Consider the following 24,330-nt stretch of genomic DNA (forward strand, 5'->3'; position numbering starts at 1 on the left):
CAAATGAGAGATCTTCAAAGAATAAAGGAGTTAGAGGCACAGATTGCTCAAGACAAAAATAGATATAGCGAAGTCGAACGCCTGGAAGCAGAACTATTGGGAAACGTCACTCCACAAGGATTCAACGAAGCTACCACGATAGGAAGGTATCGCGTCGAAAAAGAAGCTCTCGCATATTCGATCCGCGTAGCCGAGGAGATGTTGGCGGGAGCGAGAAGCCAGCCCGATTTTGTCCCATAGTGGGCTAGGATCCCTCTCGACCGTCGCCTGAACTGACTGTCTAATTAAAATCTGTCCAGCCAACTTGCATTGGTTGTAGTCAGCACCACCTAAATTCGCAGTAGACTCGAGGAGACCCGCGGACCTGCTTAGCGGGCGATTTCAGGTTACTACTGCCCGAGCTGATCATCAGTTCCAGCGGATAAGAGGGCAACCATCATTCGTAATAGGCCGGCAACTTCCTTTGCCTGTCGCTTTGTGGCTGGTCGTGATTAATCCAGAGCTGCGCATGTTCTTTCAGCATGATCGCTGCTATCTTGTCCATGGACTGGAGCGAAGCCTGCTTGCTCCAATTATTGCTTGGTACATAGCGATGTTCAAAGCTTGTCTCGAAATGCGCAACATCGCCGCTAAGAATGACCGGTCCGGTTTTAGGAAGTCTCACGAGCAGAGATTGATGGCCGGGCGTGTGTCCAGGCGTAGAGAGAAGCACGAGGCTCCCGTCGCCAAAGATATCGTAGTCGCCATCAATAAGCTTCACTGGATGCTTTTTGTTAAAGGCGACGGTATCCTGGCGGCTCCCAGCCCATTCATATTCGACTCTTTGCACCAACAGCATCGTGTTGAGAAACATTTCGATGTTACCCGCGTGGTCAGGATGACTATGTGACACGGCCATCAGCTTGATGTCAGAGGGCTTAACATGTATCTGTTCAAGCTGGGCCGCAAGCGTGATCGGTTTGCCCCAGATAGGCCCAGTACCGGGCCCCCATTCGTGCAGCACCAGTTCATGATTCGGCAGTTTTGCCACAGCATCATCAACGCCTGTGTCCCATAGGAACCACCCTTGAGTGTGGTGAATGAGATAGCAGTGGTCGGGGAAACTGACCGGGGTTCCAAGATTAGCTCCCGGCGTCCAACGTGATTCATCCGGCCCCTTGCCGTCGCCGCAATCGATCACGTAAAGGCGGTCTACCCCAGATCTGGGTTGCTGATTCGCGGCTGCGGAAATCCGCGGCTCAGAAATAGCTGCCGTAAGCGTCAAGAACGCAGCTACCAAGATATGCTTAACGTTCGCTGTCATAACACTCTCCTTTGAAATTAGATTGAAGTGGACACGACCACTCTTCCTATACGTATCCGCTCGCCTTCGTCCATTCGTATGCTCACGGATCGCCCATCGCACTCGAAGCAGTACGCATGTACTATGGCGATTGCAGGCCCTGCGAAGCGTCCGAACCCCTCGATGAAATCCGGTAACGACTGAAAAGCCTGAACCAGGCTTCAAGCAAAACTGACTACGATGGACTGACTGTCCCAGACTCGCTCCAGCAATCAATCGGACGATCCATTGCATTCAGCCCGTTCACAATTCGGCTGAGCGTTAGTGCATACCAATGGCGTGAATCCTTCCACGTCGTTTCTATCTGAAAGCCCGAGTGAGAAAGAAGGGTACTGAGCATCGCGTCGGTAAATTTGTAACTGTTCTCCGTATGGATAGTCTCACCCTTCGTAAAATCGAGCTCAAGTCCAGCTAGAGGAATCTTGGCGGTTTGGATACGTATGCTTTCGAGATGCATTTCAATTCGCGATTCGATCGGATTCCAGCGCGCACAATGTCGAAACCCATCAAGATCAAAATCTGCATCGAGTTCTCTGTTGAGACGATTCAAGATGTTCAAGTTGAAGGCACCGGTGACGCCTTCGTTGTCGTCATAGGCCGAGACCAGCGTGGACGCGTCTTTCACAAGATCAGTTCCCAATAGAAATGCATCTCTGGGACCTAATTGACAGCCAAGATTGTGGAGAATTGTTTGCGACTCCCTCGGCGTGAAATTCCCAATGCTGGTTCCAAGGTAGAGCGCGAGAGTAGAGCCATCGAATTGCTCGAGTTCTGGCGGGCTTTCCACGTAATTCACGACGCGCGGCTCAATGGTTACTCGTGGAAACGCGCTCTCAATGTTGTCGCACGCCATCTCTAGAGCACCGGCAGATACGTCCAGAGGCATGAAAACTATGTCGACCAGTCTTCTTGCGGCGGCAGCAAGCAACAAGCAAGTTTTTGATGCTGAGCCCGCGCCGAGTTCGACGATACGCAATGGCTGTGAACCGTCACACACAGACGCGACAATTGCATCGGCGCGACTTTCAAGTAGCATGCGTTCAGTGCGGGTAGGGTAGTATTCCGGTAATGTCGTAATTTGCTCAAATAGACGAGATCCCAACTCGTCATAAAACATCCACGGTTTGAGCGAACGAGGCCGTGAACAAAGACCATCCTGGACATCTCGTATCAATTCTGTCTGTGCTTCGATAAAGGGCCGCTGCTCTGGTTCAAATACAGGAGAAAGAGTAGGCATAGATCATCCTTTTAGTTTGCTAGGCGTATTCCGCTGAACTGCCATCGTGTCGCGGGAGAAAAGAAGTTTCGATAGGTTGCGCGCATGTGATCCGCGGGTGTGACGCACGAGCCACCTCGCAGAATCATCTGTGCAGACATGAACTTGGCGTTGTATTCGCCCAATGTGCCTCGGAGAGGTTTGTATCCTGGATAGCCTGTATAAGCGCTGGCCGTCCATTCCCAACAGTCACCGAATAATTGCTCGACGCCCTCCGCGCCATTCAACACTGACGGATGAAGTCTGCCTGACTCGAGAAAATTACCTCGTACGAGTTCCTGACTCGCGAGCGCTTCCCATTCGATTTCGGTGGGAAGTCGACAGGAACTCCACTTGGCAAAGGCGTCGGCCTCGAAGAAACTGACGTGACAAACTGCAGTGTCGAATTGATCCGAAAGTCCATACCACCCCCTAAGAGTAAAGATTCTCCAACCGGTGCTATCGCTCGGGTCCCGTTCCCAATAAAGCGGCGCGTGCCACTTCGATTGCTTCACAGTCTCCCAGCCGTCCGATAACCACAGATCGGGTCGGTTATATCCCTCATCGGACATGAAATCGAGATACTCGCGACACGTTACCTTGCGGCTTGCGATCCTGAATGGCTGCAGGTAGACCCAATGACGCGGAGCTTCATTGTCAAAGCAAAAGTCCAAAGGGTTGTCGCGGTCCGGCGAATGGCCAATCTCCCTAAGCCCACCACTGTAGCTGAGCCATTGCAGAGCCGGAACTTGATCAGCACGCTCTTTCGCCAGCGTATTGGCCTGGTAGGCCGGACGGAGAGGATTCGAGAAGAATGCATGCTTGATGTCGGTTAATGCTAGTTCCTGATGCTGTTGCTCATGGCTCAGGCCCAGGATGACGCGTCGAGTCACCTCTTCATTGATGGGCTGCTTAAAGAGTCTCTCCATCTCCCGATCTACATGCGCCCGAAAGGCTACAACCTCTTCAAGTGATGGACGAGAGAAGGACGATCTAAGCTTTTTTTCGGGAATTTCGTCTCCTAGAGACAGGTAATAACTGTTGAAGAGATGATGGAAATCTTCACGGAACGGTTTGTAGCCTAGAAGGTACGGTCGCAGCACAAACGTCTCGAAGAACCATGTCGTATGCGCTTGATGCCACTTCACTGGACTGGCATCAGTACATGACTGAACCATCTGATCCTCAGCGGATAATGTCGCAGCCAGACGACGCGTCATCGATCTCACAGACCGATATCTTGAGTGAAGAGAGGAAGCAGCAAGATCGGAGCTCCCGGGTGCTCCGGGATCATGAGGTTTTCTCCGATCGCTTGGAATGTATGCGGCGGATCCCGTGGCTAGGCACATTGTTCCTTCAGTGTGAAAAGCACTCATTTTGTTCCTCCTGTGCAATCCGATTAGGCCGGAAGAAGCTAGAGACGGCAATTGGACGAAGGTATCGGCAATACTTTGGTATTTGTCACCGTGCATCTTGGATAGGAGGCAGTGAGTCGGAGTTTGCTGATCAAGCTGCGTTGGATCGAGACCCTGCTCGCGCACATTGCCGACGAGTCTGCTGCACGGATGTATAGCCGCCGTTGCGTGAGGTTTCGATCAATCCCTTCGTCTGCTAGTGCTCTCGCAGGTGTTAGCCGGCGAGAGCTAAAAGGGGAGGCGTTGACTTCGTCGCACTGCGCATGGAGTTTTAGTTATTCCATCTCATGAAGTTCTGGCAATGCGCTGCGTCGCGTTCGTTTGCGAAGATGGGAGCGAAACGTAAGACCACAGTCGCTACCAAATTTTGTAGCCGAACCGGAGCGCGACTATCAGAAATGACAGAATGACCGCAACCGCGACAAGAAATCCCAGCATCACCGAGTTTGGGTGGATATAGAAGTAGTCTTCATCTGAAGACATCTGATAAACGTGAAATGAACGTGTCTTCTTGCCAAGCATGAATAATTTCATGGCTTAGCCTTGCGAATGAGCAGATCCTCTCCCTGCAACTCGCTCAGTCTTCGTGGTGCGTCCCCCTGATTCGACAGGGGACAGTCGAGAAAAACACTTCTCGGAATGATGTCAAAACGCATCGCAGTGCTCCCTTCCAAACGCAATGTGATTAAGCCACGAGCGCGGAAGCGAATCTATTGGACGATGGTGTTGGCCAATACCTAGGTGTCCATCAATACCAAGGTTCAATAGCTCTGCTCTCACTCTTCTGGTCTGATCTTTCGAGAAAGCTTTAAAAAGGAGATTTAACTCATGAGTTCAACTACTAATATTTCGACGTGGAACCTCGATGCTGGCCATTCGGCCGCCGGCTTTAAGGTGAGACATATGATGATCTCCCATTCGAAGGGTGAGTTCTCAGGCCTCTCAGGTGTGTTGCAGCTAGACGAGGTTGATTACACTCATTCGACAGTTGAGGCTTCGATTCCAGTCTCTACGCTGAGAACCGGTGATGACAGTCGCGATGAGCATCTGAAAAACGCAGATTTTTTTGATGTCGAGAGGTTTCCCACGATGACATTTGAGTCCACCAGCATGAGGTCTACCGGCGCCCGCAATTATGCGGTAACCGGCGATCTGACCATCCACGGTGTTACAAAGTCCGTGACACTGACCGTTGAAGATGTCAGCCAGCCTTCTAAAGACCCTTGGGGTAACTGGCGCATCGGTCTATCCGCCTCCGCTAAGATCAATCGCAAAGACTTCGGGCTAACCTGGAACTCCGCGTTGGAGTCGGGAGGGGTGCTGGTAGGTGACGAAGTGACCCTCACACTCGATGTGCAATTCGTTCAGGGATAAACGGATCAAATGGCATCCATTATCTGGGGTTGCGCGTCGCTTTGAAAAAGACACGACCTGCCGGACTGATTGATCCCAAGATTGACTATGCCGTTGAGCCGTATGAACGGCCGCAGCCGGGGAAAATGTAGTGCCCATTGACAGAGCATGAACTGGACCTTTGAGAAGCTTCTTCGGGTGGGGCTGGTACAGTCTGCTCTGGCCGAGCTGTAGTCGAATAGATAGTTCGCATCACAGTTCAGAAAGCCAAAATATGGACAATGGCACGGATATCATTCGACAACTCCATGGAAATATACAGCGACATCTTCGACGGATTCTGTGTTTCTTCGTGATCTTTGCGAGCACATCGTTAGCAGCACACGGTCAGGATACGCAACAACAACTGCAGCAACTCAAAGAACAATTGAAAGCGACTACGAAGGAGTTTGAGCAAAGAATTTCCACGCTGGAGCAACAACTGGAGAAGGAGAGGGTCGCCAACCAGCAAAAAGATACGACGGCCGAACAGGCACAAACGATAGAGGAGCTGACAAAACCGACAATTGCGCAAATTGTTCAAAAACCTGGAAAGCCCCTATTTGTCGAATCAAATCAAGTCGGTGCTAAATTTCAAGGGCAACTACCTTCAGAACCCACGTACGACTTGCTTAGAGATGCGGACCAGAAAATCGCTAAATTGCAGGAACGTGAGAGTTCTTTTGAGTTTCACGGATATTTTCGTTCAGGCTTTGGATTGAACAGTAAGGGTGGTCAACAGGTGGCATTCGAAGCACCAGGGGCACAAGCCAAGTACCGTTTGGGAAACGAAGCTGATTCTTATGCAGAATTGATCTTTGTCAATAATTGGGTGAAGCCAGAGCCAAATTCGGATAGGGCTTGGTTCAGGAGTGAGTTCTTGATTGAAGCCAACACTTCCAATTCTGAAGACTTTGCCGATTCATCGAGCGGGGTCGGCAGCGATCAATATCGCGTTCGCGAAGCATTCGTGCAGACTGGCAATATCTTCGGGAGTCAGCCGAACGCAAAGTTTTGGGCTGGGGAACGGTACTACCGCAGGCAACATATTGATAGCGACGATTTCTTCCCATTGGATATGAGCGGTTACGGTGGGGACGTAGAGGACCTCGACCTCAAATTTGGCAAGGCGGCGGTGGCTTTCATTGGCGTCGCGCGGCCAGATGTCATCACGCAAAATGACAACCTAGCAACAAGCCACATTGACGCGAGAGTATATGACATCAACGGACCATTGGGCTCTTGGGGTGTCTGGTTCGACTACGCGACCACAAAAGGCGGTCAAATGACAGCCGGTTCCGTCCCAGGTTCATCCGATGTCACAAACATTCCCTCGACTAGCGGCTACGCATATGGGATCCGTCATCAGCGGTTAGAGTGGCACGGAGGCTATCATACGTTCCTGATTCAATACGGTACCGGAGCAGCAAGCAACTTCAGCGGTCACGGTATAGGAACAACAATTCCGACTCCTTCACTTGACACAGCCCGTTCGAGGCAATTCTTAGCCACCGAACAGATTGTTCTGCAGCCAAATGACAAGTTCGCCGTAATGCCCAATGTTTTGTTTCAGCGAATGAGGAACTTGAATACGCAAAACCAATGGCAGCAATGGATCTCATTTGGTGTGAGGCCACAAGTTTTTCTTACTAAGCACCTATCGTTGACAGGTGATTGTGGATTCGACCATACGAATCTTCCAGGCGCTTATGATGGTTGGCTGCGCAAATGCACTTTTGCTCCGCAAATTGATCCGGATCGAAAGTTCTTCGGTCGCCCCGTATTGCGCGCTTTCGTCACATACGCCAACTGGTCAAAGACGTTTCGCGGCCTGGTCGGTGGAGTACCGTTTCAGAACCAAACGAGTGGGTTTACCTATGGTCTCCAAGTCGAACACTGGTGGTAGTTCTCGGCAGAGCTACTCATATTGCCTGTCCCACTCATTTGAGAGATCTTGGACAGTGCTGGTCCGCAATCGGCCAAATCTCGGCTGGAATAAGACTGATCAAAGCTTTGAAGACTGTGTGGCATTGCGACTATGGTGTTGGTGGATACTTTTGTATTGGTCAGGGGAGGACATAAGGCTTGAGCATCTCAGCTAAACTAAACGTCGTAGTTTGAATCGAGGTTGCCTGTGTTCGAAAGACCCATCGTCATTGGACAGCGTCTCCGCTGGAGGTACGCCGACAGTAACAAGCCCTCAGAGGACGCTGTAATCGTCAATGTTCGAACCGACCTTGAGGAAGGTCTATCGCCGGAAGCAACGGATTATGCAGCGCTTTGGATCGAGGCAAAATACGTGCAAGACCCACCGGAAGCAAGACCCTTTACGATTGAACTCGCTACGGACAAGCTAATTTACATCGAGGGCAAAGAGGTCACCATCGACCTCCTCGAGTCATGAAAGAGCGGGGTGACCCAAAACCGGCTGCGGCATGCTCGCGTCGACCGACTGAACGGCCAGCGACCTCAAAACTGTCTTCAAGGTCAGTGATCGCATCAGAACAAAACTGGCTTGAAAGCAGCGAAAGGCATTATCAGTATGAAAAAGATTGGCTTTCTTTCATTCGGCCATTGGACACCTTCTCCACAATCACAAGCACAGACTGCGGCGGACGTGCTGTTGCAGTCCATTGATTTGGCGGTAGAGGCCGAGCGTTTAGGGGTGGACGGAGCTTATTTTCGCGTTCACCACTTCGCTCAACAGCTGGCCTCACCGTTTCCACTGCTCGCGGCGGTGGGGGTCAGAACGAAAAAAATTGAGATCAGCACCGGCGTGATCGATATGAGGTACGAGAACCCTCATTACATGGCGGAGGACGCCGGCTCCGCGGATCTTATCGCTGGCGGACGCCTGCAGCTGGGGATCAGCCGCGGCTCTCCTGAGCAGGTGATCGAGGGCTGGCGCCATTTTGGCCACAGTCCAGCAGCAGGAGAGACCGTCGCAGACATGGGGCGGCGGCATGCCGAGAAATTTCTCGACCTGCTGGGCGGCAAGGGCTTCGCTCAGCCTAACCCTCGCCCGATGTTTCCGAATCCACCAGGTCTGCTGCGGCTTGAGCCGCACTCTGACGGTCTGCGAGACCGTATCTGGTGGGGTGCGGGATCAAACGCAACGGCTGCCTGGGCCGCTAAGCTCGGGATGAATCTTCAATCATCAACACTTAAATTCGACGAGACCGGTGAGCCGTTTCACGTTCAGCAGGCCAAACAGATCCGTGTTTTTCATGCAGCATGGAAGGAGGCCGGTCACACTCGGACTCCGCGCGTGTCAATCAGCCGCAGCATCTTCGCGCTCGTAGACGACCGGGATCGTGCCTATTTTGGTAAAGGTGGTAATGACGGGGATCAGTTTGGCTACATTGATGGGCCCACAAGGGCAGTCTTCGGCCGGACTTATGCGGCCGAGCCGAATGTGCTGATCGAACAACTCAAGGAGGACGAGGCGATTGCGGAGGCAGATACGCTATTGCTGACGATCCCGAACCAACTAGGCGTTGCCTACAATGCGCACGTACTCGAGGCGATTCTCACAACTGTCGCACCGGCTTTGGGTTGGCGCTAAGGGCTGCGATTGGTCTGGATGAATAAGCTGTGGGATACGGGAAGCCGGGGGCAGGAAACGAAGATGTTACGAAACTCCTGGCTGACAGTTTGATGAGCAGGATTACTGACGAGAAGCCGACTTATCATTACCTACTTTTCGGGCGAGGGGTTGTTCCCAGTTTCAGAAAGGCCTACTTTCTGGCAGAGCTACCGGGCCGGGCTGCTGGGAATTTAAACGGTTTGCCAGTTGAACTGCCCTTTTGTTTGAGGCATCATAAAAATTGCTCGAATCGCACGGTTCGCGGTTCAACCTTAGAAGAGCCCGAAGTTCCGCGGAGGAGTTATGTCACTTCGTCGTGCGCTGATAGTGGTTGGCTTATTCTTTTGCAGTTCAGCGCCCCTTATGGCGCAGGATGACCGCCCGCTTACTGAACCAACCTTTCCCAAAACTTGCATTATTCTCCAGGCGCCTCTACGGTCTTTTGGCGACGGGCCACTCATCGGGCAGACGGTGACCGAGCAGGACAAAGAGTCTGAAACGGAGACTGAGGTGCTTACGGAGGCATTGGAGCATTGTGGTCCAAGCCAAGCGGTCGAATTAGCGTTTGGTGCCGACCGGTCCTATAACGCCTTTCTGATTAATCCAATTCTCATACCCCAGGGTATTTCCCTAATCATCGATGGTGGCGTTACGGTGTTCGCTACGCGGGATCCAAGAAACTACCAGGACTCTTCCGATGCAACTTGTGGAGCCTATGGCCCCATTTCGACTTACATCGTTGACGTGGGCTGTCGTGCACTGATTACGATGGAAGCCAACAGCGGCGTATATGGATACGGTGTGATTGACGGCCAGGGGCAAATGCCGTTCCTGTTCTATCCAGGATTTCCAACCGGGACCGTTCCACCGCCTCAACCGTACAACTGGTGGGATCTGACGACCCAAAAGGAGCAAAGCCAGAACACAATACCTAATTGTCCGGTGAAGAATTGCGGACAAGCAAGTCCTGAGATGATTTCTGGGGGAAACATTCAGGGCGGTGTGAATGAGAATCTGGTTCTGTACAAGATCACGATCCGAAATCCCCCGTACCATACCGTGAAGCTCGGCGGGAAATACGTAACCGTGTGGGGAGTTAAGATCCAGGCCCCATGGAACATCCCCAACACTGACGGCTTCGATCTCCATGCCTCGGAGGCCACTATCTATGGCTCATCGGTCGCTAATGGCGACCAGGAGATCGCTCTTATTTCGAGCGGAGGGAAGGATACCGAGAACGTCACTGTAGACCACTTCAACGGATACAGCAAAGGGGGAATCACGGTCATCGCCAGTGGAACAGGTCTATCTAAGATTCTGGTCCAAAACGTGAATATCATTGGGGATCTTCCAAGCGTTGTCCCGACCGTTAGCGTCAACGGAATGTCAGTCAGCGAAATGACGAAGTTGTACAACATTACGACATATGGACAGGCGCTTCCGAACGCAACGAATGATTTGAAGGCTATTCAGATCACCGATAGCAGCCAGACAAACCCGACCAAGGCTGGCGCAGCGATCTCAGAGGTCACCTTCAGTTCATTTTGTGTCCAGGATATCGGCAAGCCCATCAGTTTCGTATTTTCTCCGGCGGATGAACTTCCGAACCTTGAAGGTGCATACCTTCAGAACATCCACATCCTCGCGCCCACATCGCAGTTTCCGGACATGTTGAAGGGGGTGCCCACCGGCAAGCAAGGCGGCTATCAACTTTCATTTGTGACGCACGTGCCGTCCTCAGGGGTGTCAAGCCCCAATCAGATTACGTTGGACAATGTCATCGTGGACGACTATGCCCCAAACGCAACGAGTGCAATGACGACTTCGATCGCATCGATCGATGCCGAAATAAATAACTTCACAACGAAGACGAATATTTACCCGTCCCTGTTCAACGGACTCAAGGCGACAGGACCGACCCCCATCACCGTACCTGGGCCACCAAAGCTGACTCTGTTCTCGAACGCTTATGGATCAATGACGAAAGTAAGTTCTCCCGCCCCGGCGAACAATTGCCTAGCACCCTTTATTACGGGTGATCTTTATTTATCGGTGGGAAGCAAGCTGGCAACTGGCGACGTCAACAATCTCCAGTCAGCAACTGTTACTGCCGGCGGCTCAATCACATTGAATGCCGTCGTCCAGCCCCACGATGTCCCAAACAACAAACTTTGTGGCAAACAGCTATGGAGCTAGCCCTGGCCTTCTTGCCGTTGGTTCACCGTCACTCAAGAGTCCGATCATTTTCTACGAGGGCTCAAGGCCGATCGGATTCGGAATTCTTTCAGCCAACGGAACACTGGCGACAAGTGTGGTGAGGAATATCTCACAAGGCTCCCATACTTACACTGCACAGTATCTAGGGGATCGTTTCTATAAACAGATGAATTTCGGTTCCGTGACCGTAGAGGCCACTCCCCCTCCCCCCGCTCAGGTCACCCTGTCGCTGATCGGACCTTCGGTAGCGATCGCTGGACAGCGAGTATTGGGCTTCTTTGTGACCCCACTGAACGATCGTGGAGGTATCGATCGCGATTTTTCCGGCAACGTAACGATCACTCTTTCAGATCAAGGAGGCATAGTTGAGCAGACCACTCAGTTCCTCCATGGTAGGCCGGAGTTGATCGACCTGAACACGAGCTATCCCCGTGCTGGCATCTACACACTGACAGTGTCCTACCTAGGATCCGTTGCGACCCGCTCGGTTCGTGTTCTACCGCGAGGTTTTTAAGGGCTTAGGTATCTCATGCATCGAGGGATGATTTCTTAGAGACGAGGTTTCCGAAAACCTGAGGCGTATTTCTGTAAAAGCCGTGTTCCCGCAAGATGGCGTTTTCGGAAATCAGCGGATTACTCCTCATAAACGCGCTTCACGCCACTCGGCTATCACTTCCGAAAAGGATTTCATCTAGCCAATCGAATGCTCGCATATTGAAGGTGGATCTTCCCAGGCTTTCGCAATGCCCGGCAGCACCTTCGGCCGCGGTAAAACGCAATCGTGACTTTGGGGAACGAACGGCAGCGTACAGTGCATCCGCCGTTTGGCCGATGTCATCGTTCTCCGCCGAGCAAATCAGCATGGGACAGCGAATCTTCGACCCATCCGTGACATACTGTTCGGCCAGCTTCAGATATTGAAACGGAGTTTGGACCCCGTGAACCCAAAGGCCTCGCCGCAGTGGCCAACCTTCGGTCAGATGTTTCATGCGCCGGTTCATCACCCGTTCCAGAATCCTGAGCAGAAACCTGTTGCCGTTCGGCACGTGGGGGGCGATGAACTTCGGCAGCCGGGTGCGGAACTCCTCCAGTAGGCTCTGCTGTCCCGGATCGGCGATGGTTGCAGCGAGTCCTTCTACGCCGGATGCGGCTCGCGGCCCAAGATATCCGCCGAAGCTGATGCCAAGCTGCGCAATCCTGGCCGAATCCACATTCGGTTGCTGCTGCACCCACGCCAGCACCGCACGCAGCACGGTCTCCCAGTCTGGCCGAAATACCTGGCCATTCTCGATCAGTTCTGCTCCCTGCCCGGGGCCGTCATAGGTCACAACGTGATATCCGCGCGCCAATGCAGCGGGACCGGAAAAGAAGTACGACTCTTCGGCAGTCGAGTCGTAGCCTCCCGTGATGATAAGCACTGGCCGAGGGCCGGGAGATTGCGAAGGAAAAAAGTAACCATGCAGGTGCCGCTGTTCGAACGGAATTTCGATCCTCCTGCCCCATTGGGGAAACAGAACCGTGACCTTCTCGAAGGCGCGTCGCCGCGCCTTATATGCCGCCAGCAACCGCGAATCCGGCTCCGGCTGCATCATGAACATATACGCGGCATGGTAGTAGTTGGACGCCTTGAGCAATCCCGAACGCGCGCTGGCCGTGTGCCCCAATGCCAGCGATGCTTCCGCCTGCAATTCTGTCCGTTGCGCTAGACCGTGCCAGCCGGAATACCAGCTCTCGCCGTCGCCCTCTCGTACGGAGGAGGCGGCAGCGTAACATTCACCGATGTCAGCGCCGCCGGCACCCGTATGGCCTACAAATCGCTGCAACTGAGCATTAAGTAGTGAATCCTTAAACACATTCAATGGGCGAACGTTATGAGTGTGCATGGCATATATAGGGTAAGAGCGAAGTGCATGCAGTGTCTAATCGGCAGTCGGTATCCCGGACTCCAGGCAAAGTACCGGGAAACGCGCTTCTCGGAAGTGATGCTTACTCGCGATAAACCGACATATCGGGACCTATAGACCTTCTATGCGCTCCGATCTCCTAGTTGATAACGCAGGAAGAGGTAGTCTGCTGCACTTTTTGTGCTGAGAAGCTTCCACCAGGGAGCCGTCGCTGGAGAGAACTCAACGTTGGCGACCAGACCTGGCCTCGGGTGCGCTGCGACTCTTCCCGCAATCTGAGGCGCGACTGTCAGAAAAAGTTCATCCATGAATCCGCCTGCGAGAAATTCGCCAAACAGTGTCGGGCCGGCTTCGTTAAGCAGTAACTCCACTCCAGCTTCGCGTCTGAGCGACGTCAGGATCGCAGAGGGTGGAATGTCTTTCTCTGCTGTGGGGAGCGCCTTCACCTCGACTGAGACGAGTGCCTCCGATCCGCTTTGCGACAACCTCTGTTTGCCCTGCTCTGTAGTCAGTATGAGCACCCTGGTTCGAGGTGTATGAAACATGGCGCTGGCGAGGTCCAGGCCGCCGGTTCCGGTGACGATCACTACGAGTGGATACTCCGGCTTGCGGAGCACCTCGGTGCGATATTTCCGGTATAGATCCTTCGCTGGTTGATAGACAGATTCAGGGAGCCAAGTGCCCTGCGGGCCGACGGCTTGAAGCGTCCCCGAACCCACCAGCACCGCGTCTGCCGAGGCCCGCAGCAGGCCCATGATGAAGCGGTCTTCTTCGTTCGATTTACTGATCTGAGCTCCTTCCGACTGACCTGGCATGTTGAAGCTCACGACACCGTCGAGTGTCGACACGAAGTTTGCGATGCAGTAGGGACGCTCTTGCGGGGCCAACGGAAAAGAAAGATCTCCGTCATATCTGGCACGAAGCCCTTCGGGGAGGACTACTTGCGACGGATGAGAGGGGCGAGCCGCGAACAGCGTGCGAATAGGTTCTTCCATAGTGAAAAGGTTACTTCACACTGAAAGCTGCTCACGGCGGGGCGATCTGACCTCGTGCCTGAGTTGGTCGGATTGGAGCTCTGAGTCTGTGGGGGATTTTGTGGGGACTCTGCATCAAAATGATGGGTAATAGCGAGTAATCCCCACAGTCTAAGTGTTGAATCGAAAAACGGTAAACTCATATATTAAAGCAACATAGAGAGCCAATGAGTAACCATGAAATGAGCAAATATCTAGCTGTTTACCTAGCCCTTTTGTAGTCGCCCATTTATTGGCAGAACCCACCTGCATGGCAACGTTTTGATTTTTTAGTATCGTGAGGTCCGTGTCAGGTTCGTCTATTTCCACGTCAAAAAAAATGTTAGCAGGGTTGTCTTTGGTTGCGCTGATCGACCAGGTGATGGGTGGAATAAACTCATATGCTGTTGGGCTGACAGGCGGACCCCCAAATGGAACGTTGTTGCTGCAACGATGGTGCTGTCCGTCCCACGCGACGCCGTCCCAGTCTCCCTTGGGAAGCGGACGAAAATTGACGCCCGAATTTGGATTACCGTCCTTGAGCCAAGTCCAGATGATTTGTGACATACTTTCTCCTTTTGCTTGCTTAAATTGCTTGGTTGGACCGGGAGCAGATGCCTAGGCACTCGCTCCCATTCGCGACTCCGCAATGTTTGCGTTTTATATAGCCATCTTTCTTCGGCTCCAGAGAGCAGCCACCCCTGACAGGCCCGTTCCGACCAGCAACAGCGATCCCGGTTCAGGTACAGGCGACGCGCTGACATCCGCAGCATAAGCCAGGCCAGCCATATTGTTGGGCGTGAAGGGAATCCCATTGATAGAGTCGTTGAGCTGATATCCGCCCAGGCCGCCATCGCTCCACAAGTCAGCCGTATACCCGCCAGCCACGTCGAACGCCATCCCATACACGTCAAAGTAGCCGCCGAAAAAAGCAAGGGCGTCCGTGCATACTGCCGGTGAGTTCCCACCAGGCCAAAAGAGGTCATCGTAGGAAAACCCGGCATCAGTGACGGCAGGAGGGCCAAAGGTATTCGGTGCTGCAGGAGGCGAGACATTGAACGTCGGAGGGGGAGCAGATTCCAACCCCGTGATCGCTCCCGAGATACCGTTGTTCGAATCCGAGAATGATCCGGTGATCCCCGTCACGGTATAGGCCCCCAAGGGGCCGGTGTTCGAAACCTGGATGACACCCGACGCCTGGATGCCGCTTCCGTTCACTGAAAAGTTATAGGAATCCGCTCTGGCAGCCTGCGACATCCCTATCGGGGCCACTAACGCGATCACTGTTAAAAGGACCTTGGCATGCGACTGGACAATATCATTAACCCTGGACTGGAAGTACCCAGAAGCGAACCAGCGGTTGCTAAGCATTGAGTTTTTCATATTTACTCCTTCATGGCCCTCTTTTGAGTGGCCGCAGACACTTGATTCAGGCGGCAGACTAGCATCCAGTTATGGAGATCCGCATGGTCTCTTTTGTGGAGTTTTTCTGATGTTTTTATGATGACGGCCCAAATCGCGTGCTAACGTCACCATGCAATGGGCTAATTCCTGATTCCTGCCTCTCAGTTTTCGAGCTCTGCGGATAAAATGGGCAACGGCATCTCCCTGCAGCAGCAGGCTGCAGCCGGACGGGGCTGCGCTGAACATTTTGGCGGGGAATTCTTGTAGCAGACAGAAGGTGCGCCGATGATCTATCGCTTCGCAGATTTCGAGCTCCGCGAAGAGGATTTCTGCCTGGTGCGCGAGGGCGCACGCGTAGCGCTGGAGCCGAAGAACCTGCGTGTTCTGCTACAGCTCGTCAGCCATGCAGGCCGCTGTGTCCAAAAGAACACCCTTCTGGACACAGTCTGGGCCGATACCTTTGTCGAAGAAAATACTCTGACGCGCGCCATTGCCGTCCTGCGTCGTGTGCTAGGCGACAGCGCCCAGGACCCCAGGTTCATTGAGACGATTCCCACCCGCGGTTATCGCTTCATCGCTCCCGTGGAAGCGCTGCCGGAGACTCCACCTGTGGTTCCCGCGCCCAAAAACGCCCCTCAGGAATCTTTCGTAGCCGCCAGCCAGGAACGGCTTCCAGCCCGTTCCTTATTGCCAGCGGTCGCCGTTCTCGCTCTATGCCTAGTGGTCATAGGAACTACTTCCGTCCTATTGTGGCACCGGCACAAGACGATCGCGACGGTACGCCGAGGACCCATCTCGATCGCTGTGCTTCCCATTCTCAATCAGACCGGAGACCCTTCCCTGGATTACGTCTCAGACGGTACGACGCAAAGCGTGATCCAGGACCTTGCCGGCGTCCTTGGCCTGCGCGTTATCGGCAGCACGACCGCGTTCCGCTTTCGCAATACGCCACAGGACGCGCAGAGTATAGGACATAACCTTGGGGTCGATGCGGTGCTTCAGGGTCGGCTGCAACGCAACCAGGACAAATTGGTCCTCAACGTCGAGCTGACCCAGACGAACAACAACAGCATCCTTTTGAGCCATCAGTACCTCTCCGATACCCCGGATCTACGCAGGGTTCAGGCAGATATTTTGCACGACACTCTGCAGGCGCTTTCCTTCGATACCGGCAAACTAAACGGGCAGTCCCCGCTTGGCCAGCACACGAATAGTCCGGCAGCATACGAGGAAAACCTTCGCGGGGAGGCGCTGACCCGAACCGATTCTCCCCAGGCCTTCCGCGAGGCCGTCCAGCACTTCCAGAAGGCTACCAGGCTGGATCCGAACTATGATCGCGCCTGGTCCGATCTCGCTCAGGCCCATCTCTTTTTGGGGATCTATTACGAATCGCCCCTCGACCACATGCCCATCGCGCGCACGGCGGCGCTAAGAGCCCTGCAACTCAATCCTGCGCTGCCCGAGGCCCACGGCTCGCTAGGCGTCGTCGATCTGCTCTACGACTGGGACTATGCCAGCGCTGCATCGGAGCTCGAAAAAGAAGGAGCCATGCGCTCAGCGATGAGCATGCTTGCCTGTACCGCCCATCTCCGTGAGCAATCCGGGCATCCTCAACGCGCGGAAGAAGAGGTGCGACGACTTCTGGCCTATGATCCCCAGTCCGAAATGCTGGTCTCCGAGCTCGGATGCGCCGCCTACTATGAGCGTCACTATGACGATGCAGTCCGCTCCTACAGCTCCGCAATGGAGCTCGATCCGGGCTCACCTCTGCCCTATCTCGGTATCGGAAGGTCCTTGACCCAGCTCGGAAAGTATAAAGAGGCTGTCGATGTGCTGGACTCGTTCTCTAAGCGCAATGGTTTTGCTCCTCCAATCCTCCTGGCGGAGTCGGGATATACCTGTGCACTTTCGGGAGACCGAAAGGGCGCCATGCAGCGCATGGAATCGCTCGAAGACCAGGCGAGGTCCGCATATGTCGATCCTTACCTGATCGCGTTGATCTATCACGGGCTCCACGATCACACGGCGACTATCGATTGGCTGCAAAAGGCGGCGGCCGTCCATTCATCACTTCTTTTCTCAGTCCTGAGCGATCCGATGTGGCAGGACTCGCAACAGGATCCGCAGTTGATCGCCATCGTCGACAAGATGGAGAGTAAAGCCGATTGAGTCCTCGATCTTATAGGAGTGTGACGGATTCGATGGGATCTATATTTTCTGTGTGAGCATAAATTCACGAATCCGGAATTCTTCTGGCGTTTGCTCAAGTCTCGCTGAAGCTATCAGTCGCGCGGATTCATGCGGGTCTGACTATTTCCAGAGACATATACAAGAATGGATGAGGCTGGTCGGCCTCATCCATTCAGACGATTATTCGTCGTCGGCTCCATCCGAAGGATCGTCCGCGGCCTCGATCTTCGAGAGCCGCTTGATGCTGATGGCATGTATCTCAGCGATCCGGGGCTTGAAGGTGACGCCCTTGATTTCATCCTCTACCTCGCGATAGCGGAGGATACCTTCCAGGGTAACGAGCTGCCCCTTTTGGAGAGTTTTGGCGAACTTCGAGAGATTCCTCCAGGCATCGACGCGATGCCATTCGGTGCGGTTTTCGTAGTCGCCCTTGTCGTTCTTCCAGCTCTCCTGGGTTGCGATGCTAAGGATGACGTACTCTTTGTTGTTCTGAGCGGTTTTGGCTTCTGCGTTCTGCCCGAGGCGGCCGATGAGGATGATTTTGTTGAACATGGTGTTTAACTCCGTTTCTTTTGCTTTGTCAGCTGTCTGCGGTACATGCTTGCCCAACGGGTGTGCCGTCGCGATTCACTCCCTCGGCGACTGGACAGAATCTGCGGAAGGGGACCACAGCTTGCCTTGGGCAGGAGTCCGCACCTCTTGAGAGGCGCATAGCGGATTCTGCGAAGGAGAGCGTGCGTCCGAAGGGCGTGGGTGGGCTACCCTTTTGGCAGCGCAACCGCGCTCTCAGGAGAACCACACTATGAAGAAGTCCATTCTTTACCTCGTTGCAATCGTTGTTCTTTCCGCCTCCACCCTCACCGCTTCGGCAGCTATGAGCGGCTCTAATCCCCGTCCACAGAGTTCCATGAGCGGGGTGGGCGCCGGGATTCTTATGTACTTCGGCTTCTAGCAGAATAGGAGACAATTAGCGAAGATCTCTGAACCGAGGTGCTCGTGAATCTGTCTCTGATGGCGACAGTGTTGTGGGCGGCAGGATTCGTACTGAATGCCGTCCTCCTTTTCGTTCTGCTCTATAAGCGGAGATACCGCATCGTGCCCTGGTTCACAGTCTGGATCGGGTGCGGGTGTGTTTACACAATCGCACTTTTTGTCAGCTACAGATTCGGTTCCAAAGGCGTTTACGCGCTTACCTATTGGTCGTCAGACTTCATTGACGTGTTGTTGCAGATAGCCGTGATTTTAGAAATCGCGGCTATCGTTCTCCAGCGCAGCGGTCGTTTGGTTGAGGGTGCGCGTATGCGCCTGAGCATCATGGGAGCGACCGCGCCCCTGGTGGCGTTAGGCATGGCATGGTTCATGAAACCAGCGGCGGAGACGAACCTGGATGCGTGGGCGGCGCGGACAAGCCTTTTTACTACTGTTCTGGTTCTGTTGTTATTTGTGGCTGTCGTAATGGCTTCGCATCAACTTGGTCTGGGATGGCGAAGCTACGCCATGCGCGAAAGTTACGGCCTTTTCGTCTGGGCCGTGGCTGCTTTTGCGACTGACACGCTTCATGCCTATTGGCGCACTCTTGGACACTTCACTTTGCTCGAAAACATGAGAATTGCTGTATTTCAAATTGCGGCAATCTACTGGATCGTGACCTTCTGGCTGCCCGAACCTGTGAGGGAAACGGCAGCGCCCGAGAATATAAATGGCTTGAAGGAACTGAGAAAGAGGCTAGAATATGGCCAGCAGTCGCGTTGAGTCCTTAGACTGATGGAATAGGTGTGTTCGCATGGCGTTTCTCGCCTTCTTGGTTGTATTCATTCTTGCTATTGCCGGCTATGTGTTCTATGTGAGCTTGCACCGTCGCGAGCTCCTCGGCAGAAGCTCGGAGCATGACTTGATCAGCAAGATGGAACCGGTGGATCTGGAAGGATTGCGGAGAATCTCGGAAGCGTTTCAGCAACCAGAGAAAGGCAGGCCAGGGATTGATTCTGATGAGATGTGGCGGATTGTCGGCGGCCTTGAAGGCCTTCGCCGACTCCGCAGGAATGCTTGGGTAATGCTTGATCTGGCTGTTTATGTTGAACGCTGGAACGATGAGCAGGCCGCAGAAATCTCTCAGATGATGCGACGCGATGCAGTGCGTTTGAATCGCGCTATCACTCACATTGTGTTGAGGCATCTATTGCAAATCGGGTTCCGGCGCGCTCCTCTTCATATCGGCGAAGTCGTCGCTTCGTACTGTCTCATCAGAAGTCGTCTTGTTGATCTTTATCAAGTTAGGAATGCCGATCTAATCAGGGAGTGGAACATCGCCTAACAAAGTTGTGTACTGACCCGGGGGGGCGGCGCGGCCGACAGTAAGGGACACCTCACTAAGCGGAAATTTATGTATGCTAGGGCCAGCAGCAGCTTTTCTTCAATCGCCAGGCTCGGCACGATGGACTAAGCTCCAAAGCCGCATTGCACCAGAATGTGCCAAATAATTAGCAAAACGACACCATGAATCACTTGCTCATGGACGGGGAGGCAGATCGCGACTGCCTAGCCTACGTCGACAAAGCCGGAGGTCAAGCCGCTATGGATGCTGCTTGCGCCTTCGTAGGTCGAGGTTGGGCACTGTTTTTTGGTAATTGATGGTCACATGGTCAAAGTTGGCAATGGTGCGGGCTTGGGTTTCGGTGAGTCCTTCGCGGCTCATTGAAAGCGCGAGACGCTTTGCCTGCGAGATAAGTGCCTGATTCCGATGCGAAATGGCCGTGATCTTGGTCACCAGATACTCTCTGGCTTGTATTGCAAAGAACTTCGGACTACGCCAAATAATTCTGAAGGCAACACACATGGGGAAGCGGTGAATCGCGTTTGTGGGCTGAACAGCTGAAAGTAGAAACCAGCGATACCGATGTCTTGTTGCGGTATGGCAAGAGCAACGGATGGCTCGATGACCAGCCAGCTGCTGTCACACGCGTGGTCGGCAAGGGAAGAATCACATAATAGGTGCATGGCTTGACACTGGTTCCATGAAGAACGCAGTTTCGTGGATGCTGCCGGTCAGCGGTGTAAACAAGTTTGAGCTGGAATTGCCCGATGGAGTTGAAGGTTCGACCCTTAGCGGCGCCGGAAAGAAAATCTTGATGTTGGTCAACGTCGCGGACGGCGTGAGATCGGTTGCACTTCCTCACCCAATGTTCGATATCCTTACTAGAGAGAGGAAGAACACAATTGTCGGGCTGCACTTAAATCCCGGAATTTCCCATTCGGGCCTCGTTTCCTGCACTTAAATCCCGGAATTCGATGGTGTTTATGTACTCTAATCCCGGACGAAAAAGCGTGCTCCGGAATGGCGCGCATCGTAGTTGCGTACATAAAATTCCCTTTCTTGAGGTGTCCCAAATACCGCACCGGATCACACTATTTCCGTAGAATTTGCCGAATACCACAATGCTAGGGTGAGTCAATGACTCCCTTCCCGTACCCCTGTAGTGGGCCGGGTAGTTGCTATGCGTCCATTGTGAGCAGTACGGTGCGGACGCCTGTTCCTGCACCGATAAAGGTATCAGGGGGAAGCTCTTCTCAGATACCGCCTCGGGCGTCAACGATGGGACGCAGTTTGTCATTCTGACGCGGGCCGTTCGCGCATATCGCGACAAGCCGACCACCAGGGGAGAGGTAACGGAGTGCGTGGGTAATGTGCTTGATGTCCTGGCCGTTTGCAAACGGAGGATTCATCAGAATCCGGTCAAAGGTCCCAAGCTCGTCGTTTCACTCCAGGAAATCCCCTTGATGGACATGTAGACCGGAGAGGCCAAGGGTGAGCAGACTCCGCACAAGCTGACCGTTGATTTCCACGGCTACTTTGTCCGGTGCATTGCCGATCAAGCGCAGGATGTTGCCGGTTCCCGCGCTTGGCTCCCGGACGCGGTGCATCTCTTCGATCCCAGCGAGCTCGACCATACGCGCGGCCAGCGCGGGCGGGGTAGGGAACAGTTGCGGAGGTGTCACGACTTGCACCCCTGTCTTGAGTGATTGCCGCATGGCCTCGATTCCGCTACCGAGAGCGAAGGGGCCGACCTTCGCCCCTGGCTGCGCCCTGAGGTGTCCCCTCTGTTGATTGTCAGTTGACAGCGGGAGGTATCTGTCCGATTTGCCGACTTCTCAGCCAAGTGGATTGACCGCGGTTTGGCGACGATCTCTGGGTTGAATACCACATAGTGATGGGCAAAGTTGATATAGACACCATTGAAGAGCGCGGTTGGCAACACTCCATCCTCTTCGCGGTCTGGGAGATTCTGCGCAGTGCTCACCGGTGTTACAAACGGAACTTGGCTAAAGGTACGGCTCCCGACTCGCATATCTTGTGGCGGCAGGAGAGCAAAGGATTGTTGTGATTTGCTCGAGTTGTCTCCTCGTAGCTTGGCGCGCTTCAATAACGGCAGTACCGTTTTCTTGTTGGCTGCGTAGAGAATGGGTCCGTCACTGCCGGAATCCAGCTGCAGCAGAACCTGACGGCTTCCAGTACCGGAGAGACGTACCGGGATGACCAGTCGTTCCGTCAATGGCAATTCATTTTCGGGACGCTGGGGCGCCACCAGTGGAATACGCTCGCCGCGCACGTATTCCTGCATCATTCTTGCCTCATCGAGACAAAGCAGTCTTTGCGGGTAGTCGATGAGCAGGTCGAAATGCGCGAGAAAATTCTCGCCGAGAACCCCTCGAATGCGGCGGTCGGCGGCTTGAATCTGCTCCAAGTCCTCGACGACGACATATGAATTGGCGACTACGTGAGAGCCTGCTTCCAGCGTATCCAGCGTGGCGACTGAAGCCTGCGAATAGCTGGCCGTCTTGACGAGACCTACAGTGCCTTCGGACTTGAGACCGATTTCGGAGGCCAGCAACGGGTCGACAACGGTGATCTGGGTGCCTGTATCCAACATGAAATCAAATGGGCCTGCGCGATTGATCTTCACCGGAATCACGATCAAAGCACGCTGAATGAATCGCGGGGTAATACCATCGATGTTTCCCGGGCAGTGGTGCTCGGCCTGAAGCGCCGAGAGGTTTATCCCCAGCCCAACACATAGAAGCAATTGAATTGGGTATTTCATGTCGTCCTTCCGCTCAGGCGGCGATAGCTTCAGTCCCGGGTCAGGACGGCGGACAGCACGCCAAGGCGGTTCTCGCGGAGGTTGCGGGACAGATTGCCGACGATGGCTGGGAAGTCCGGACCCATCACGGCACTGAGGTTGGGTCCGGCTGGGGGCAAGCCGGTCATGGCTGCCTGAAACCAGTGGAGCGCGGCCTGGGTGTCGTCGCGCCAGAGGACCGCCTTGAACCCGGCTCGTTCCAGCGCGGCGCGGGTATCGCCTTCGCTGAGCAGGAAGCTGGTCGATGCGTCGCGCGCCCATGGAACGGGATACACGGTATCACCAACGCGAAGCACCAGATCATGGACGGCGAACCGGCCTCCCGGCATCAGGATTCGACGGACCTCGGCGTAGAGGGCGGAACGGTCGTCGACGTTCATCGCCACGTGTTGCAGAAAAACTGTATCGAACGCCGCGTCCTCGAAAGGCAGATCCAGGGCGTTGCCGACCTGGAACGTGGCGAGATCGGACAGCCCGCAGCGCTCCGTGAGATAGATGGCCGCGTCGATGAAGGCAGGGCTCAGGTCGACGCCTGTCACCCTGCAGCCGAAGGTCGCGGCGAGATAGCGCGCCGGGCCGCCGATGCCGCAGCCAAGATCCAGCACGCGCGTCGACGGCTCGAGTCCAGCCGCGTCGGCGAGTTCGGTGGTGGCGAGGATGCCCCGGGTATGGAACTGATCGAGTGGAGCGAGCTGAGCGACGGTCAGCGTGTCCCCTTCGGGAGTGATCGCCGCGAGCACCGACCTGATCCGGTCGCTGAGGTCCGTGCCGCGGTAATGCTCGCGCACTTTGGTAGTGGTGTCAGTCATAACTCTTCTCCAGCCAAGATTTTTGATTTCGCGAAACCGAATTGCGACAGAGTAGCTCGGTCGATGAGAATCCGCCTAAGACGAAACCAACTTGCCGGAAGCGGTTTGAGCTGCCCTGCCTTGAGGACGCAACAACCAATAGATAGCGGCGATGTGCGTGATCATCAACATGGGCACGTAGATAATCGTGATCGAGTACATAACGCCCAGCTGCCCCGCCAGCGCAGGAAGGCCGCCCCGGATGGCGTGGTAGTAGTCAAAGAGGATGTCGGCCATCCCCACGAGATTGAAGGAGACGACGAACAGCCAAAAGAGCGGACGTATTCTCACCGTAAGAAGCGCGAGGATGGCCAGTATGCCGGTTGCGAAGTCTCCGTAGGCGGCGAAGGTGGCGAAGGTCACTGGCAGATTGGGGCCGACGACGCCTGGAAGGATGAAGGCGAGCCCGAAGAAACGAAAGCTGTGCAGAGTGGCGATGGCGCGTTGCGCATTGCCCCGATCCATCGACTTTAGCCTGGGCAAAACGTAGCCCCTGAAGCAAAGCAGGCACGCGACATAACCCAGCACGAGCTGCGGCAGGAAGATAATTTGCGGCGACATTTGAACTCCTTCGAATCGAAATAACTATCCCATGAACTCAGAGTGCTTTGAACTGTACCGAAGAG

24 protein-coding genes and 1 pseudogene are annotated in these 24,330 nt (G+C 54.1%); 11 read left to right on the top strand and 14 right to left on the bottom strand.

All coding sequences use genetic code 11. From position 1 onward, the window contains the following. Window positions 1-3 precede the first annotated feature (3 nt). Window positions 4-240 (top strand): hypothetical protein, encoded by a 237-nt coding sequence (locus GSQ81_RS17710; protein ID WP_158911944.1) that lies wholly within the window; start codon window positions 4-6, stop codon window positions 238-240. 196 nt (window positions 241-436) lie between these two features. Here the strand turns inward: GSQ81_RS17710 and GSQ81_RS17715 are convergent, their stop codons facing one another. The 3 genes from GSQ81_RS17715 to egtB form a co-directional block, all read right to left on the bottom strand. Further along, complete coding sequence (locus tag GSQ81_RS17715) at window positions 437-1,303, bottom strand: N-acyl homoserine lactonase family protein (RefSeq protein ID WP_158911945.1); 867 nt, start codon at window positions 1,301-1,303, stop codon at window positions 437-439. A 214-nt stretch (window positions 1,304-1,517) separates the two neighbouring features. Then, window positions 1,518-2,579, bottom strand: a complete 1,062-nt coding sequence (gene egtD / locus GSQ81_RS17720) for an L-histidine N(alpha)-methyltransferase (protein WP_158911946.1) — start codon at window positions 2,577-2,579, stop codon at window positions 1,518-1,520. Between the two features lie 11 nt (window positions 2,580-2,590). Next, a complete protein-coding gene (gene egtB, locus GSQ81_RS17725) occupies window positions 2,591-3,916 on the bottom strand; it encodes an ergothioneine biosynthesis protein EgtB (protein WP_256369695.1) in 1,326 nt (441 codons plus the stop codon). Between the two features lie 924 nt (window positions 3,917-4,840). Here egtB and GSQ81_RS17730 point away from each other — a divergent pair. The 5 genes from GSQ81_RS17730 to GSQ81_RS17750 all read left to right on the top strand — a co-directional run bounded on the left by GSQ81_RS17730 (window position 4,841) and on the right by GSQ81_RS17750 (window position 11,186). Further along, window positions 4,841-5,386 (top strand): YceI family protein, encoded by a 546-nt coding sequence (locus tag GSQ81_RS17730; RefSeq protein WP_158911947.1) that lies wholly within the window; start codon window positions 4,841-4,843, stop codon window positions 5,384-5,386. Window positions 5,387-5,639: 253 nt separating this feature from the next. Then, complete coding sequence (locus GSQ81_RS17735) at window positions 5,640-7,310, top strand: carbohydrate porin (protein WP_158911948.1); 1,671 nt, start codon at window positions 5,640-5,642, stop codon at window positions 7,308-7,310. 228 nt (window positions 7,311-7,538) lie between these two features. Next, complete coding sequence (locus GSQ81_RS17740) at window positions 7,539-7,808, top strand: hypothetical protein (protein WP_158911949.1); 270 nt, start codon at window positions 7,539-7,541, stop codon at window positions 7,806-7,808. A 138-nt stretch (window positions 7,809-7,946) separates the two neighbouring features. Further along, window positions 7,947-8,969 carry an LLM class flavin-dependent oxidoreductase gene (locus GSQ81_RS17745; RefSeq protein ID WP_158912329.1) on the top strand — a complete coding sequence of 341 codons (1,023 nt, stop codon included), beginning with the start codon at window positions 7,947-7,949 and terminating at the stop codon, window positions 8,967-8,969. Between the two features lie 324 nt (window positions 8,970-9,293). Further along, window positions 9,294-11,186 (top strand): glycosyl hydrolase family 28 protein, encoded by a 1,893-nt coding sequence (locus GSQ81_RS17750; protein ID WP_158911950.1) that lies wholly within the window; start codon window positions 9,294-9,296, stop codon window positions 11,184-11,186. A gap of 674 nt (window positions 11,187-11,860) precedes the next feature. Here the strand turns inward: GSQ81_RS17750 and GSQ81_RS17760 are convergent. The 4 genes from GSQ81_RS17760 to GSQ81_RS17775 all read right to left on the bottom strand — a co-directional run bounded on the left by GSQ81_RS17760 (window position 11,861) and on the right by GSQ81_RS17775 (window position 15,507). Beyond that, on the bottom strand, window positions 11,861-13,030 hold the full coding sequence (locus GSQ81_RS17760) for a S9 family peptidase (RefSeq protein ID WP_158911952.1): 1,170 nt from the start codon (window positions 13,028-13,030) through the stop codon (window positions 11,861-11,863). 203 nt (window positions 13,031-13,233) lie between these two features. Beyond that, window positions 13,234-14,106, bottom strand: a complete 873-nt coding sequence (locus tag GSQ81_RS17765) for a dihydrofolate reductase family protein (protein ID WP_158911953.1) — start codon at window positions 14,104-14,106, stop codon at window positions 13,234-13,236. A gap of 150 nt (window positions 14,107-14,256) precedes the next feature. Continuing rightward, window positions 14,257-14,691: a hypothetical protein gene (locus tag GSQ81_RS17770; RefSeq protein WP_158911954.1), complete on the bottom strand. Its 435-nt coding sequence runs from the start codon at window positions 14,689-14,691 to the stop codon at window positions 14,257-14,259. Between the two features lie 93 nt (window positions 14,692-14,784). Further along, a complete protein-coding gene (locus tag GSQ81_RS17775; protein ID WP_158911955.1) occupies window positions 14,785-15,507 on the bottom strand; it encodes a PEP-CTERM sorting domain-containing protein in 723 nt (240 codons plus the stop codon). Between the two features lie 306 nt (window positions 15,508-15,813). Here GSQ81_RS17775 and GSQ81_RS17780 point away from each other — a divergent pair, with 306 nt between their 5' ends. Beyond that, window positions 15,814-17,697 carry a winged helix-turn-helix domain-containing protein gene (locus GSQ81_RS17780; RefSeq protein WP_158911956.1) on the top strand — a complete coding sequence of 628 codons (1,884 nt, stop codon included), beginning with the start codon at window positions 15,814-15,816 and terminating at the stop codon, window positions 17,695-17,697. 201 nt (window positions 17,698-17,898) lie between these two features. On the opposite strand, the gene GSQ81_RS17785 is transcribed toward GSQ81_RS17780, so the two are convergent. Beyond that, window positions 17,899-18,270 carry a single-stranded DNA-binding protein gene (locus GSQ81_RS17785; RefSeq protein ID WP_158911957.1) on the bottom strand — a complete coding sequence of 124 codons (372 nt, stop codon included), beginning with the start codon at window positions 18,268-18,270 and terminating at the stop codon, window positions 17,899-17,901. 250 nt (window positions 18,271-18,520) lie between these two features. On the opposite strand from GSQ81_RS17785, the gene GSQ81_RS17790 reads away from it, so the two are divergent. From GSQ81_RS17790 to GSQ81_RS17800, 3 genes are read left to right on the top strand one after another with little or no spacing between them, the layout of a single operon-like run. Further along, window positions 18,521-18,670: a lipoprotein gene (locus tag GSQ81_RS17790; protein ID WP_158911958.1), complete on the top strand. Its 150-nt coding sequence runs from the start codon at window positions 18,521-18,523 to the stop codon at window positions 18,668-18,670. 44 nt (window positions 18,671-18,714) lie between these two features. Next, window positions 18,715-19,470 carry a hypothetical protein gene (locus tag GSQ81_RS17795; protein ID WP_216846471.1) on the top strand — a complete coding sequence of 252 codons (756 nt, stop codon included), beginning with the start codon at window positions 18,715-18,717 and terminating at the stop codon, window positions 19,468-19,470. Window positions 19,471-19,501: 31 nt separating this feature from the next. Further along, on the top strand, window positions 19,502-20,032 hold the full coding sequence (locus GSQ81_RS17800) for a hypothetical protein (RefSeq protein ID WP_158911959.1): 531 nt from the start codon (window positions 19,502-19,504) through the stop codon (window positions 20,030-20,032). A 258-nt stretch (window positions 20,033-20,290) separates the two neighbouring features. On the opposite strand, the gene GSQ81_RS17805 is transcribed toward GSQ81_RS17800, so the two are convergent. After that, window positions 20,291-20,485, bottom strand: a complete 195-nt coding sequence (locus GSQ81_RS17805) for a hypothetical protein (protein ID WP_158911960.1) — start codon at window positions 20,483-20,485, stop codon at window positions 20,291-20,293. Window positions 20,486-20,732: 247 nt separating this feature from the next. Here GSQ81_RS17805 and GSQ81_RS17810 point away from each other — a divergent pair, with 247 nt between their 5' ends. Then, window positions 20,733-20,993 (top strand): hypothetical protein, encoded by a 261-nt coding sequence (locus GSQ81_RS17810; RefSeq protein ID WP_158911961.1) that lies wholly within the window; start codon window positions 20,733-20,735, stop codon window positions 20,991-20,993. Between the two features lie 292 nt (window positions 20,994-21,285). Here the strand turns inward: GSQ81_RS17810 and GSQ81_RS20380 are convergent. The 5 genes and pseudogenes from GSQ81_RS20380 to GSQ81_RS17830 all read right to left on the bottom strand — a co-directional run. Further along, window positions 21,286-21,450 (bottom strand): annotated as a pseudogene (locus GSQ81_RS20380) (hypothetical protein); the annotation flags it as partial. A 24-nt stretch (window positions 21,451-21,474) separates the two neighbouring features. Then, window positions 21,475-21,747, bottom strand: coding sequence for a hypothetical protein (locus GSQ81_RS19880; RefSeq protein ID WP_216846473.1), 273 nt, complete (start codon window positions 21,745-21,747; stop codon window positions 21,475-21,477). After that, the gene (locus GSQ81_RS17820) at window positions 21,711-22,817 is read right to left on the bottom strand and encodes a retropepsin-like aspartic protease (protein WP_158911962.1); all 1,107 of its coding nucleotides are present in this window, start codon (window positions 22,815-22,817) and stop codon (window positions 21,711-21,713) included. The genes GSQ81_RS19880 and GSQ81_RS17820 overlap by 37 nt, the downstream gene beginning before the upstream one ends. A 29-nt stretch (window positions 22,818-22,846) precedes the next feature. Beyond that, complete coding sequence (locus GSQ81_RS17825; RefSeq protein WP_158911963.1) at window positions 22,847-23,665, bottom strand: cyclopropane-fatty-acyl-phospholipid synthase family protein; 819 nt, start codon at window positions 23,663-23,665, stop codon at window positions 22,847-22,849. 75 nt (window positions 23,666-23,740) lie between these two features. Next, window positions 23,741-24,265 (bottom strand): hypothetical protein, encoded by a 525-nt coding sequence (locus GSQ81_RS17830; protein WP_158911964.1) that lies wholly within the window; start codon window positions 24,263-24,265, stop codon window positions 23,741-23,743. Window positions 24,266-24,330 lie beyond the last annotated feature (65 nt).

Source organism: Granulicella sp. L56 (genome assembly GCF_009765835.1).
Classification (GTDB): domain Bacteria; phylum Acidobacteriota; class Terriglobia; order Terriglobales; family Acidobacteriaceae; genus Edaphobacter.